Genomic DNA, 12,778 nt, shown 5'->3' with positions numbered 1-12,778 from the left:
ACCTTCGCCTGTATTTCGTTATGACATGACAGGATGTCCGTACGGCGGGGGGCGCCGATATGAATAATTGACGCCACCTGCCCTTGCGGCATTATTTATTGCCTTTGTCGTACAGCTCCTGCATCTTCGGCTGGATCTGGGCCGTAAAGTCTTTCGCCGACATCTCACCGTTCCATACTTTGCTCGCATTCTGGTTGAACATATCCATCCATTGCGTATCCTTAGAGAAAGCTACCACGTCCGGTCGTCCGTAATCTTGGATAATATCGAGGAATACTTGACGTGTCTGAGGTCCTTTGTCCATTTCCTTAAATTCGCCTTCCGCCATGTCGATCAGATTAGGAACCGCTTGACCGAGCTGGTAGTTTTCGCGCTGCCCTTGCTCATCCAGGGACAGGAAGGCCGCCAAGTCGAACGCTTCCTGCGGGTGTTTGGATTTCGCCGAAACGGCAAATCCCATCGAGCCGAGCCAGGTCGCCGTTTCTCCCGTATTCGGGCTTGCCGGCCACGCCGCAATGTCCCAACCGAAAGGCAGCTCCCAGAATGCAGGCTGATCCCAAGGGCCCATCGCAAACATCGCCAGCTGGCCGTTAATAAAGCGGGTATATGCATTCATCGCTTGCTCGGCTTCCTGATTCGGGCTGACCTTATGCTTCAGGTTCAGGTCAGCAACAAATTGCATCGCCTCATAAAATTCGGGCTCGTTCACCTTTACCGTGCCGGTGGCGTAATCGATATATTCACCGCCGTTGCCCCACACCGCCGATTCCAGGCTGTAAGCGCCTACACCATATTGATCGGGCTTTCCGTCGCCGTTATCGTCGACCGTCAGCTGTTGGGCTGCTTCCAGCATGTCGTCCCAGGTCCATTCCCCTGCCGTTGCGGAAGGGTAAGGCACCCCCGCTTCGTCAAACAAATCCTTGTTATAGACAAATGACCATGGTCCTACGTCCTTCGGCAGTCCGTACACATCTCCGGCGCCAACCTTGCTGCCGTCAAAGCGGTAGCGGTCCATCGCCTGCTTCCATACGTTATCGGGATTAAACAATGAGGTCTTATCCAGATAGGACTGAATGTTGAGAAGCGTTCCGGCCTCCGCGAAGCGGTAAAACTCGGGGCCTCCGACGTAGAATACGTCTGGAACCTTGCCGGAGCTGATCAGCGTCGTCATCTTCTGCGAGTATTCGCCTGGCGGTACCGAAGTGTATTTAACTGTGACGTGCGGGTTCTTCTCCTCGAAGGAAGCGATCAGCTTTTCGAAAATCTTTTTTTCGTTCGGATTGCCGTGGCCCATAAACTCAATCGTTACAGGTTCTTTAGGGTCCTTCCCGGCGGAAGCTTCATTGCCTGGTGATGAAGTGTCCGAGGTGGTTGGTGCAGCCCCGTCATTTGGTCCATTGCCGCCGCTGCAAGCGGTTAACGCGAACATCAGCAGCAGCATGATCATGCCTGCGAATTTGTTCTTCGATTTCATGCGATTCCCCTCTTCTTTAAAAGATGTGGTGTAAGCGCTTTACGAAATCATAGTAACTTATAATAATATAATTTTATATACTATATTTAGTATAAAATTAGGGCTATCCTCCGTTTTTCGATCTTTCACCTTAATCTTTCACCAGCATGACCGGCACCACGATTCTTCTCGCCTCAAAAGCCCCTTCGATCTGCTCAGTTAGCAGCTCTACGGTTAACCGGCACATCTCCTCCTCGTTTTGGCGGATGTACGGCACATTCGGCAGATCCGGCGGATCGAACGTGATCAGCTCCAGTTCGTCCGGCACCTTCCTACGCGATGCAACTGCCGCTTTATAGGCATTTCTGCACAGCTCCGTATTGGCCGTAATAATGCCGGTAATATGGGGATTGTCATCTATAAACGTCCTGATGTGTTCGACGGATTGACCCGATGCGATCTCATCCAGCGGGAGGAGACACCATAAGCTTTTGTCGATCGACAATCCATGCTCCAGAAATGCCTGCTCAAACCCTTGGGCCCTCTCGTCCGTCACCGTATTCGTAATTTCGGGAGAGATGAACGCGATAGACGAATGGCCTTTGTTAAGCAAATACTCAACGGCTTCCCTTGTGCCGTTTACGTTATCCGAGCTTACACTGTATGTCTTGATCTCCTTCAAGAACCGGTCGATCAGAACGAAGGGGAAACGGTCCAGCGAGAGCCTCAGAATCGAATCGTTGTAGGTCTCGTTTTCAACCGGAAAAATGATCATGCCGTCCACCCCTTGCTTGAGAAAGGACGAGATGACCTTGGATTCCTCTAGCTGGGATTCGCGCGTAATTCTCAGCATCACTTCATAGCCTGCGGCAGACGCATATTTCTCGATGTTATCCAAAAAACGCTGGTCCACTTTCGTTTTCATCGTCGGCAGCACTAACCCGATCCGCCCGCTTTTGCCCGGACCTGCCGTCCATTCACCCAACTGATCAATCGCCGTGGCGTGCTCCGGCTTGCTCATGACAAAGGTGCCCTTGCCTTGAATCCGGACGAGCAAGCCTTCCTCCATCAGTCCAACCAGCGCATTTTTGCTTGTAATCTGACTGACGCGGTAACGTTCGGACAGTTCCTTCTCCGAAGGGACCCGGTCGCCTTCCCGCAGCTTGCCGATGGCGATCAGCCGCTTGATATCTTCCTGAATTTTTTTGTATAGCGGCAGAGATTTCAATGCCCATCACAACCTTTATAATTTAAATAGTATATTTAGTATATTATTATAATATAACTTCGCTTTTGTAAATGACTAAAACATCAATCAGAGGATTCGTAAAGGAGAATGACTGCCTTTATAGGATGTTTTTTCTTGCGATATCAGGAATGTTCATGCTTCGAAGTTTATACTTTCTGATGTCTACAAAAAAAACGGTCTGAACTTAGTTCAGACCGTTTCTTGGCGGGCTACTTCATTGATTCTTAAATTGTAATTGAGATCATTCCGGCCATATCCACTGGACTGGTACGACTTCACGCCTTGGCTCGTGCGTACCGGACATTTGTTCCGACAGCAAATCGACGACACGCCGACTTACTTCATCCAATTGCTGACGGATGAAAGGAATGCCATCGAGATCCGGATCGTCAAACGCGGCCAGCTGAGGTTCGTTCCCCGCCCCCTTCCAAATCTCCCGAATGGCATAATGGGCATAGCGGGCCAATTCCGCGTTAACGGCAAAGACGGCAGTGATATCGCGCTGTTCGCTCAGGAAACGAACGACCTCCCGTTGTCCGTTCCCCTCTGCTATGGTCTCCAAATCCAGCATGCACCACAGTGTCTTATCTATAGGCAAGCCTTGTTCCATGAAAGCGGCCTCGAAGCCTTTCGCTCTTGCGTCCGTAACCGAATTTGTAATTTCCGGTGACAGGAAGGCAATGCGCATGTGCCCAGCAGCAAGCAGACTGGATATAGCTTCCCGAACGCCTGCATAATTGTCCGAGCTGACGCTGTACGCCTTGATCTCTTTCAAGAAACGGTCAACAAGCACCAAGGGAACCCGGTCGAGCGACAAGCGCAGAATAGCGTTATTGTAGCTTTCCTGCTCGACAGGGAAAATGATGAACCCGTCGACTCCTCGTTCCTGGAACTGCTTGATCGCTCGGTATTCTTCCTCTTGCGACTCGCGTGTAATGCGGATCAACAGATCGTATCCCCTATCCGCACAATAGCGTTCCAGACCGTCCAGCAGCTGCTGGTCGATCTTGGTTTTCATCGTCGGCAAAATAATCGCGATCGTCTTTTTCGTACCCGACTGAAGATGCGGCTCTTCCGGAATGACCAGCTCCCGAACGAAGGTGCCCTTTCCCCGATATCGCACTAACAAGCCTTCCTCCACCAAACCGTTGAGCGCGTTTTTGGATGTAATCTGGCTTACACCGTACCGCTGGGCCAAGTCCTTCTCCGAAGGTATCAAGGCTCCTGCTTGCAGCTCGCCGCTCTGAATGCGCTGGCGTATATCGTTCTGAATACGTTTATATAACGGTTGCTCCATGTCTGACCTCTCTTTTTACGTCAGTCCCAACTGAAAAATAATATATATTTAGTATATCTTAAATGATATTAATTACGATACAATCCATTTTAGAAAACGCTTTCTAATTTGGGTTGGGAGGTTAATTGCATATGAAACGGAACACAGGCTTCTGGAAGAAACCACTTTCGTTCATTGTTATGCTTGCACTTGCTCTAACGGCAATTCCATTGTCGCCGGTTCATGCCGCTTCATCAGGCATGGCATGGGCTTCGCAGCAGATTGCCATCTATACGCCGCCATCGGGAGGTGTGTGGTATCCAAGGCTGCTCAAGCTTACGCCAAGCGAGTGGCTCGTATCCTTCGACACCAACGCTGGCGGTGGCAACACGCGCATTGTGGTCTCCAGAACGCAGGACGGCGGCTATACATGGAGCACTCCGGTCACAGCTGTCTCAAGCACCGCGGGCAATGTGGGGAACGGTCAAATGTTAAGGCTGCCGAGCGGGGAAATCTGGTTAACCTATCGGCAGGTCGTTCAGAATGGCTCGACCTATGAGATCCAGCTTAATGTTCGGCGAAGTCTGGACGGTGGTCACACTTGGAGCGATTTACCGGGCGGATTGATCGGAAGTTCAACCGCCTCCAGCTTTAAAGGTTTGTGGGAGCCGCATCTGGACATGATCAACGGCACGATTGCCGTGCTTTATGCGGACGACAGTCCGGCAGCGGTCGGAACGACCGGCCTGCAAAATTTGTATATGAAGACTTGGAACGGAAGCGGCTGGGGCAGCCGGATCACGGTCAGTGACGGAGTTGCCGCCGGCTCCCGCGACGGCATGCCGGTCATCACGCGAATGAACGACGGGCGGTATATAACTGTATTCGAAGCCTCGGACGTTGCCGGCCACCCTTTTGTCATCAAATATAAAATTTCGCCGGACGGCTTCAATTGGTCGGTTCCCCGTCAAACGATGTACGTGCCCAGCGGCAATGGCAAAAAAGCGGGCGCTCCGTTCGTCGTTAAGCTCGCCGACGGTCGTCTTATGGCTGCATTCCAAACAGATGAAAGCAGCGCCAACACGGGGGATCCTTTCTCATCGATGTTTACGATGATCAGCTCCGATAACGGCGCGTCATGGCAGTACAAAACCAACGTGTTTCCGGTATCCGATACGAAATCCTCCAACTGGAATGCGCTAATGGCCGTTGATTCCACTCGTGTTGCAGCCGTCACCAGCGCAACTTATCCGTCAAACGGCATCTATCTGCGCTTCGGGCATACCGTGACACCGACGCAAACCAATCTGGTTAACAATCCCGGCTTTGAAACAGCCAATGTAGCGGGCTGGACTACGTACGGCGATGATTACCCGAATCGGATTCTTATTCACGGAGCCAATGACGGCGTTGGACTTCCCGCTGCCGAAGGCTCATACTTTGTCGGTCTCGCGGGCACAAGCGGACCTTCGACCGCATATGTCGGACAGACGATTAGCGGTCTTGATAACGGCACGTATACGATGCGAGCACGCATGCGCAGCAGCGGGGGCCAGAACAGCTGTGTCATGGAAGTGAAGGAGTATGGAGTAAACATGCTTCAAACCGGGTGTCCGGTGACGACGGCGTGGACCCCTGTCACGATATCCAATATTCAAGTGACGAGCGGAAAGGCAACGATCGGATTTTACGTATCCAATTCGTCCTCTTCCCAATGGGCGGATATCGATCAGGTCGAGTTCTTCCGAAACTAATAGGAATATAACCTCCGGCTAAAATCAATCGTCTAAATGAAATGAATCCATTCAACGATGGAAGCAGTTAAGGATGCATTAAAGTTGGTGAAATTGCTTTAATACCAGGGCCGTCCATAAGTCATCATAGATGACAGTGGACGGCCCCTGCTCATTATAGTCAGCAAATAAATCTCCTTCATGCCCTATGTCAATATTCGTTGTATGAATGATCATCCCTTGATCTCGCTGGCTTACATCTCTCCATACATGGCTTCCGACACAAGAAATGCTGTACCGTCGTATTCGTACCGCAGCCGGACCGCGACCGGGAATTCACCAGGCGAAACCTGTATCGGCACCGATGCATATAAGATGCCTCCCTCAACGTAATACCTAACCATGTTGCCAAGCGCGGGCTGATCCAGCCAAAATCCCGCGTCTTCCTCCATATATTCAAATGTGCGAGTTACCCCGTCCAGCGTGAATTGAAAGATCCGTTTTCCCGCTTCTGCCGTCGCACTATAGCTAAGTCTGGATTTTACCGCAAGCACCGGATCGACTGACTTCACTTGACTAAAATTTTCTGTAAGAAGTTTCAACTCCGATTCTCTAATGCTGGTACCGTAGCCGGTTGTCAAAATGATTGCAAGGACTTCCTCCTTGTTGTTCTTTGCAGGCAGCAACGCAACGTCCGGATAGTAGGATTCGTTGCTCACATTCCTCCAATCATGAAAGGTGTGATCCATGTCGCCATACTGAACGTGGATGGAGCGGATCATCCCTTCTTTTTGGATCAGAGTTCCGGTTATCTTCAGGCCAATCTCCGCGTCCTCCTTTAATATCACGGTATTCCCCTGTTCGTCTCCAGCCTTGATTTCATTCATAGGTGCTCCCGTTTCGTCTATGTCTATTTGCTCAATAAGCGAGATTCTATGTGAATCGTTACGGATGGTAACGTCTATCGTTTCCTCATACGTCATCGGAATCGAATCCCGCAGCAGCAGACGAAGTTGATATACGGTTTGAGCTGCTTCTGCGTTTATCTCCTTTACGTGCACTTCATACACCCAAGGGCTGGACACATCATAGCGGTCAAGCGGCCATTTCACCTCGGAATGCTCCCATATGTCAGGTGATGGTCCGCCCCAGATGCCCAGCTCTCGCTGCAAGAGTGCTGCGGCCAGTGTCACAATCGTACGGTCGTTAGCCTGTTTGACCTCATTTTTCGCAAGGTTCCACCAATCGAAGTCGCCTCCAGCCCCAAGTAAGAAGCTCGATTCAAACGTTCCTCCCCCCTGTATAACTGGATTACCTGGGCTTGGAGCTACCGGATGGGGAATAGATGGGGCCTGGTTTCCGAACCAGATCCCAACGCCGAGAACAAGCAGCAAAGCTGGAACGATAACCACAGCGGCTCGGCTCCATCCAAAGCAGGATCGTTTTTTTTCAACAACCTTAAGCCGTTTATCCACGGCCTCCATCATGTCAGCCCCAAAGCGCCGATCTTTAAAAGGGGGCCTAGCCAGTCTCCGGTTCCAATCCGGCTTCCATTCATTCATCGTCGTTCGCTCCTTCCGAATCTGGCGGCAACCTTCTGTTTGGCTCTGTAAATTCTAGACTTTACCGTCCCTGGCGAAAGACCAGTAATGCCGGATATTTCCTCAATGGAAAGTTGATGATGCACACTCAATACGAGGGGGTCTCGAAATTTACCGGGCAGCTTTAGAACCTCCTGCCACAGCTCATCCGCCTCCTCCTGTTTCAAATACTCCGACTCGGCAGATGGCGAAGACGTCGTCCCGTTCAGTCCATCACCCGGCGAACAATCGCCGATCAGCACCACTTTGCGCAAAAACGCTCGTTTCAGATAGGAGAGCGCTGTGTTTCGAGTAATTTTAAGCAGCCAGGTTTTGACGGAAGCCTCCCCGCGAAAGAAGGCAACCTTTTGATAAGCTTTAATAAACACATCCTGCGCGACATCGTCTGCTGTATATGTATTTCTGGTGATCACGTAAGCATAATTCCAGACATCCTCACCGTAGAATTCCATCAGCATCCTTATGTCCGATATATTCAGTTCCGCAGAATGCTGCATCTGCATCTCCCTCAAGCTGTTCGCCCCCTTACCAAAACAGACTCCTTAAGGTCGATGAAAGTTCCCGAATTCAAATGAATATTATCCGGCGTTTCATAATGAATGACTGTCACCTTAACCGATTCACCTCGTGAACTAAAAAAGACACCTGTTTAGGTGTCCCTCTGTTTATTTTGCTCAAGCTCGTCAGACCTGCTTATCTGCGGCGATCAATAAGAAAATGGGGCGTCGGTAAGCGTCATGCCATTCCGGATCCTCAATCTGCTCGCGTTCTGGTTTAAGTTCAGACATTTCCCTAAACTGGAATCCGGTTTTCACTAACGCATTTATCTGTGTGGCTATATTCCGATGGTACTTGGTGACATTACTATCAAGAAATCTAGATTGGCGTGCTCCTTCCTCATGATAGTGATCCAAAGGCCAATGCAGCTTCTTCCCGTCCGGACTATAATACCAATCTTGTTCGGCCACAGAAGTAAATACGGGATGCTCAACTGAAAAGACAAACGAACCTCCAACCGTTAGACTCTGATATACCTTTTTACAGATATCCTCGAAATCACGAATGTAATGAAGTGCAAGCGAGCTAATCACGACATCAAACTCGTTAGCAGGGTAGTCATAGTCCTCTATTGCGGACTGCACATATTCTATATTCGTGTCATCGGTCATCAATCTTGCCCTCTCCAGCATGTTCCTTGAGATATCCACCCCGACCACAGTGCTCGCATGCTGTTCTCTTACGTACCTGCAGTGCCACCCGAATCCGCAGCCGAGATCAAGCACCTTTTTATCACTAAGATCCGGAAACATCGATCGAAAGGCACCCCATTCTCCTGCACCTTCTAATCCTTTGATGGAACGGGGGAGTTGATTGTAATTCTCGAAAAATCCCGGATCATCATACTTGTTTTGCTTCACTGCAATCTCCCCTTCACGTTTTTTATGATTCCACCCCATTATATTTGTCCTATTTTCATTCCTCAACGCCAGACTTGTTTCTGCTTTAAACGTGATCATGGATCGAGCACTCTAACGCAAAGGATTTATTCCTGGTGCTCTTCATCAAGACGCAAGGTGAACACAAGTGCCCACTCCGTATTTCTTAACGAATCCGTTGTCAGATCCGCTGTATGTATTTCATTGGAACTTGTAGCATGCATGCCAAATACATGTACCGGCTGATCTATCGTAAACGAACGTGGGTGCGTATCCTGAATCAATCCTTGTGCCGTCAACGTTGTGTCCCAAGGAATGGTAAAGGTAGACAGGCTTGATCCCGAATGGGAATTGGTGTTGACTTTAATCTTTCTGAACTCCTCGAGACCTTCTATGGATTCCGTGTCCACGGATATGATTAGTTCTACTTCGTTGCTGTCCTTTTGCTCGTCCGAACTGTAAAACAAATCTCCGATCGACCCTGCCGAATCTACCTTCTGCCCGTTCTTCCAAATATCAATATCCAAGCTGACATCAGGTTTATTTCCCTCATACTTTAATGTAAATGCACCCGTCATCGGACCGAGGAATAACTTAAACTTTGCTGCGTCCCCTTGGAACAAATCCACGGGTGTCAATTGGATCTCGGCAGCTGCCGAATTGTTCTCAGGTGAGATCTGCTCTTTGGTTCCTGCAAAGCACCCCGTTAGAATCATGAAGACAATCAAAATACACGCTTTAAATCTCAATGCACTACCTCCTTTAATCTATGCTATCGACGGTGCTACACTTGAATATCGCAGCCATCAAAAGGCAAACCTCTTTCAATCAGCTTAACAGCGTGGTCTATTGCATTCCGTTGGTCCTCTGTAAAGCTGCTCTCATCACCATTCCATTCACTTAACCACCAGAAGTAAGAACAAATATTTCTATACTCCATAAACAAGGGGATTGTTTGTTTCCAGAATTCAGAGAGCTGGTGTTCCTTCTCGTAACCCATGAGGAATTCATGCAAGAACTGTTGGGCAAACCTGCTTTTGGTGAAACGATCTTCTGCATGCACTCCCCACCAAACGGCATGTGTGGCTGCTATTGCAATGTCTAACGAAAACCAGCCATAGATACTATCGTCAAAGTCAAAGACCGTTATTTCACTGTTGTTGATAAAAAAATTATACGGATGAAAGTCATTATGTATCAGACCAAACGAATCGCTCCCCCTAGGCAGTGAATCAATCGCACTTTCCATGGAGATCAATTTTTCAAGAAGCACATAGAAACGGCCTCGCTGCAGATGAGGATTATCCATATTTCTTCTGCTCCAACTATCTCTATTCACAAGGATGTCCGATGGTTCATATGATGTCGACAGCCTATGCATCCTTCCCATGGTTTCTCCCCAATTCCTGAATATCTTCGGGCCCCATAACTGCTCATTGTGTTTATCAAAAAATCGACCTGCTGCCTCGTGAAAAGCAGTTGCGATATACCACTTATCTTCATCACAGAACACGGCCATTAATTCATGATTACATGTATGAATGGGTAATGAAGCACATACTCCGTTCTTCACTAAGTAATAAAGCCAATCCATCTCCGCCCTGATCTTCGGTACATACTCGTGTGATTTCTGAGTTAACCGCAAGATATAGGATTGATCACCCTTAGTAAAACGATATACTTCATTGGTCGAGTTACTCAGGAAGATTAACGTCCTTATATTAAATTCAAAAGATTCCGCGGCTTGAAGCAATATCTTCGAGCTTGCCATTCATAATGCCTCCATTCTTATTAAGATCCTTATGATTTCGGAAGATACCCTTCGCGAACGCACGCAAACAGCCGTATAAGTTCGATTCGTTTGGTGCATTGTAGTAATGCAGAGATTACAAAGTTATCACAACATGGAGGGATCGTTTTGGCGAAGAGCAAACAGCATCAAGAAGCGCACGGGATTGGACAAGTAGAACAACAGCTGAATAATCAAATGGAGGCTGCCGAAGACATTCAAGGACAATCGAAACTGGATCAAGATGTAAAAAAAGCCTCTCAACGTCCGGCTGATCTATTGAAAGACCTTTCGAAATAAGGAGATATGTCATGAACAAACAAAGAGCGATTGAAATTTCGGAATCGGCCATTATGAAAAATGTAACTTATCTGGATACCCCTATCTTTATCCAGCATGTCAATGAGGATGAAACCGCCCGGGTCTATCCGATCGGAAACTCGGAGCAGGAAATGACCGTCCCTTTATCCAGTCTCACCGAGCATCCATAAGATAGAAGACATTCACCCTAATATAATCAAACCCGAAATAACAAAATCCCATCCAGACTCGTCGGTGGGATTTTATTATTCTTAAACGAAATATGATTCAAGTAGCACAAGCTATTCCTTTATTTCAACGATGCCGGTACTTTTACACCGAGGAGCTTACCCTCCGCTTGAATGATGATCATACCGTTCGTCTTTAGTGTCGACTCGTGTAGATCTGCTCCAGTCGTTACTTTAAAGACTGGCCGGGACGTCATCAAGTTAATGCCGAGTAATGTGCCGTTACGCTGTGCCCGGTATAAACCTTTTCCATACACATCACTCTGCGCAGCAGGTGCATCGCCGTTCCATCCGATCCGTTGACCATTTGCAAGTTTGGTGCCGGCCAGTTCACCCGTCGATCTGTTATTGAGAATCAGTCGTTCCTGAACCAGTCCGATCAACTCCCAGTCGCCCCCATAAGGGCGAGGAAAAGTTCGCAGAGGAACTTCACCTTTCTTATAGGTGTCAAATTTGTATTCGGCCACCTTATTGCCCTGATCCATGTATAACTTCCCTTGGTTCATAAATAAACCGCCTCCGCCGTACTCATATGGCGGCTCCCCCGTCATCTTCCAGCTATACTCTCGGCTGCTCCTCTTTACGCCTGTCTTAAGATTATACACGTTTACGATCCATTTGCGGTCCGGAAGCGACTGATAATCAGCCAGCAATGGAGAATAATAGTCAACCGAATACACGAGATTGTCTTTGATTTGAAGCGCTTCTCCCTGACCAAAATGGTCCCATAACTTCTTGCCCGTCTTTTTGTCATAAGCATTCAGTTGAATGGATGTTAGTGCTCCTTGTACATAGAACGTCCGAAGGATGACTCCATCCGCCTCCTGAAGGTAATCCGTGCCGTTTCCTTCTCCTGACGGCTCATTCATTTTCCACCGAAGCTTTCCTGTTGCCTTATCAAAAGCGAAAGTTGCGCTCCCTTGGATTGCATAGAGCGTATCATAAGTCGGCACCAGCGCCTCCGTTCGCGTGTGCGCATCCATAAAGATGGATGTGTTCGACTGCCATTTCAATTTTCCTGTCTTCGCATTCAGCGCGTATGGCTTCTGACCTGCCGATAGGCCGTAAATAAAGCCTTTATCATAAACAATATAAGGTTTCAGGTCTTTACCGTAGCTCCACAGCTGCTTGCCTGTCCTCGCATCCATGGCGATGAGTTTGTTTCCCGCGAATGCAAATACCTTGCCCTCTTCAGCAATTGCCTGGTGACCTGAAATATCGTTCTCGCCCATATTCAGATAATTGTCCACCTTTACCGTCCAGGAAGGCTTCAGTTCGGGTACCTCGATTGTTGATGAATAATGCCAGTTGCGTACCGAAATATCGGCTGCTTCTGCATTCACTTGCGAAGGTGGTACTAAAAGCACGCCCTGGACAGTAAGTATGCCTGCAGCGATGCTTGCAATGAGACGCCGGCGTAATCGAGCTTTGAGGCTTATGCTTGATTGTTTCTTCTTGATGTTAAGCATGAATTCCCCTCCCATTTGTTATGGCTTCTTGCTTACGACCAATATAACGCTCAAAGAAGGGATAAAGTTCCAAGCAAACTATAAATTATCTTTAATGATCTAAAACGAGCTTCGCAAGGAGTTTGTCTGAATGAATACCATGTACTCCACAGCTGCTGCCATCAAAGCTATTTCTCAGACATTCAGTAATACAAGTCCTATTTAAGATGGCTGCGCCATTTTGG

12 protein-coding genes are annotated in these 12,778 nt (G+C 48.4%); 3 read left to right on the top strand and 9 right to left on the bottom strand.

The window, feature by feature from the left end; all coding sequences use genetic code 11:
- Positions 1-91 precede the first annotated feature (91 nt).
- From M4D81_RS24270 to M4D81_RS24260, 3 genes are all read right to left on the bottom strand, one after another.
- Complete coding sequence (locus tag M4D81_RS24270; RefSeq protein ID WP_260068314.1) at positions 92-1,474, bottom strand: ABC transporter substrate-binding protein; 1,383 nt, start codon at positions 1,472-1,474, stop codon at positions 92-94.
- 130 nt (positions 1,475-1,604) lie between these two features.
- Positions 1,605-2,681 (bottom strand): GntR family transcriptional regulator, encoded by a 1,077-nt coding sequence (locus tag M4D81_RS24265; RefSeq protein ID WP_260068313.1) that lies wholly within the window; start codon positions 2,679-2,681, stop codon positions 1,605-1,607.
- Between the two features lie 262 nt (positions 2,682-2,943).
- Positions 2,944-3,999 (bottom strand): GntR family transcriptional regulator, encoded by a 1,056-nt coding sequence (locus M4D81_RS24260; protein ID WP_260068312.1) that lies wholly within the window; start codon positions 3,997-3,999, stop codon positions 2,944-2,946.
- Positions 4,000-4,130: 131 nt separating this feature from the next.
- Here M4D81_RS24260 and M4D81_RS24255 point away from each other — a divergent pair, with 131 nt between their 5' ends.
- Positions 4,131-5,732: a sialidase family protein gene (locus M4D81_RS24255; RefSeq protein ID WP_260068311.1), complete on the top strand. Its 1,602-nt coding sequence runs from the start codon at positions 4,131-4,133 to the stop codon at positions 5,730-5,732.
- Between the two features lie 233 nt (positions 5,733-5,965).
- Here M4D81_RS24255 and M4D81_RS24250 read toward each other — a convergent pair whose 3' ends face one another.
- The 5 genes from M4D81_RS24250 to M4D81_RS24230 form a co-directional block, all read right to left on the bottom strand.
- Positions 5,966-7,273 carry a hypothetical protein gene (locus M4D81_RS24250; protein ID WP_260068310.1) on the bottom strand — a complete coding sequence of 436 codons (1,308 nt, stop codon included), beginning with the start codon at positions 7,271-7,273 and terminating at the stop codon, positions 5,966-5,968.
- On the bottom strand, positions 7,270-7,815 hold the full coding sequence (locus M4D81_RS24245) for an RNA polymerase sigma factor (RefSeq protein ID WP_260068388.1): 546 nt from the start codon (positions 7,813-7,815) through the stop codon (positions 7,270-7,272). The genes M4D81_RS24250 and M4D81_RS24245 overlap by 4 nt, the downstream gene beginning before the upstream one ends.
- Before the next feature lie 180 nt (positions 7,816-7,995).
- The gene (locus tag M4D81_RS24240; protein ID WP_260068309.1) at positions 7,996-8,730 is read right to left on the bottom strand and encodes a class I SAM-dependent methyltransferase; all 735 of its coding nucleotides are present in this window, start codon (positions 8,728-8,730) and stop codon (positions 7,996-7,998) included.
- A gap of 125 nt (positions 8,731-8,855) precedes the next feature.
- Entirely contained in the window at positions 8,856-9,497 is a 642-nt protein-coding gene (locus M4D81_RS24235; protein WP_260068308.1) for a hypothetical protein, read from the bottom strand.
- 35 nt (positions 9,498-9,532) lie between these two features.
- Complete coding sequence (locus M4D81_RS24230) at positions 9,533-10,519, bottom strand: phosphotransferase enzyme family protein (protein WP_260068307.1); 987 nt, start codon at positions 10,517-10,519, stop codon at positions 9,533-9,535.
- Between the two features lie 147 nt (positions 10,520-10,666).
- On the opposite strand from M4D81_RS24230, the gene M4D81_RS24225 reads away from it, so the two are divergent.
- Both M4D81_RS24225 and M4D81_RS24220 read left to right on the top strand, forming a co-directional pair.
- Entirely contained in the window at positions 10,667-10,837 is a 171-nt protein-coding gene (locus tag M4D81_RS24225) for a hypothetical protein (RefSeq protein WP_201259344.1), read from the top strand.
- An 11-nt stretch (positions 10,838-10,848) separates the two neighbouring features.
- Entirely contained in the window at positions 10,849-11,028 is a 180-nt protein-coding gene (locus M4D81_RS24220) for an H-type small acid-soluble spore protein (protein WP_071218462.1), read from the top strand.
- A 119-nt stretch (positions 11,029-11,147) separates the two neighbouring features.
- On the opposite strand, the gene M4D81_RS24215 is transcribed toward M4D81_RS24220, so the two are convergent.
- Complete coding sequence (locus tag M4D81_RS24215) at positions 11,148-12,554, bottom strand: outer membrane protein assembly factor BamB family protein (protein WP_260068306.1); 1,407 nt, start codon at positions 12,552-12,554, stop codon at positions 11,148-11,150.
- Positions 12,555-12,778 lie beyond the last annotated feature (224 nt).

This window comes from Paenibacillus sp. p3-SID867 (assembly GCF_025142895.1).
Classification (GTDB): domain Bacteria; phylum Bacillota; class Bacilli; order Paenibacillales; family Paenibacillaceae; genus Paenibacillus_AQ.
The sequence above is the reverse complement of the archived record's forward strand: the minus strand, read 5'-3'. Positions and strand labels throughout refer to the sequence as shown.

Coding starts and splice junctions, on each gene's coding strand:
- M4D81_RS24250 (WP_260068310.1), bottom strand. CDS start 7,273: ATGAATGAATGGAAGCCGGATTGGAACCGGAGACTGGCTAGGCCCCCT.
- M4D81_RS24260 (WP_260068312.1), bottom strand. CDS start 3,999: ATGGAGCAACCGTTATATAAACGTATTCAGAACGATATACGCCAGCGC.
- M4D81_RS24270 (WP_260068314.1), bottom strand. CDS start 1,474: ATGAAATCGAAGAACAAATTCGCAGGCATGATCATGCTGCTGCTGATG.
- M4D81_RS24220 (WP_071218462.1), top strand. CDS start 10,849: ATGAACAAACAAAGAGCGATTGAAATTTCGGAATCGGCCATTATGAAA.
- M4D81_RS24215 (WP_260068306.1), bottom strand. CDS start 12,554: ATGCTTAACATCAAGAAGAAACAATCAAGCATAAGCCTCAAAGCTCGA.
- M4D81_RS24245 (WP_260068388.1), bottom strand. CDS start 7,815: ATGCAGATGCAGCATTCTGCGGAACTGAATATATCGGACATAAGGATG.
- M4D81_RS24230 (WP_260068307.1), bottom strand. CDS start 10,519: ATGGCAAGCTCGAAGATATTGCTTCAAGCCGCGGAATCTTTTGAATTT.
- M4D81_RS24255 (WP_260068311.1), top strand. CDS start 4,131: ATGAAACGGAACACAGGCTTCTGGAAGAAACCACTTTCGTTCATTGTT.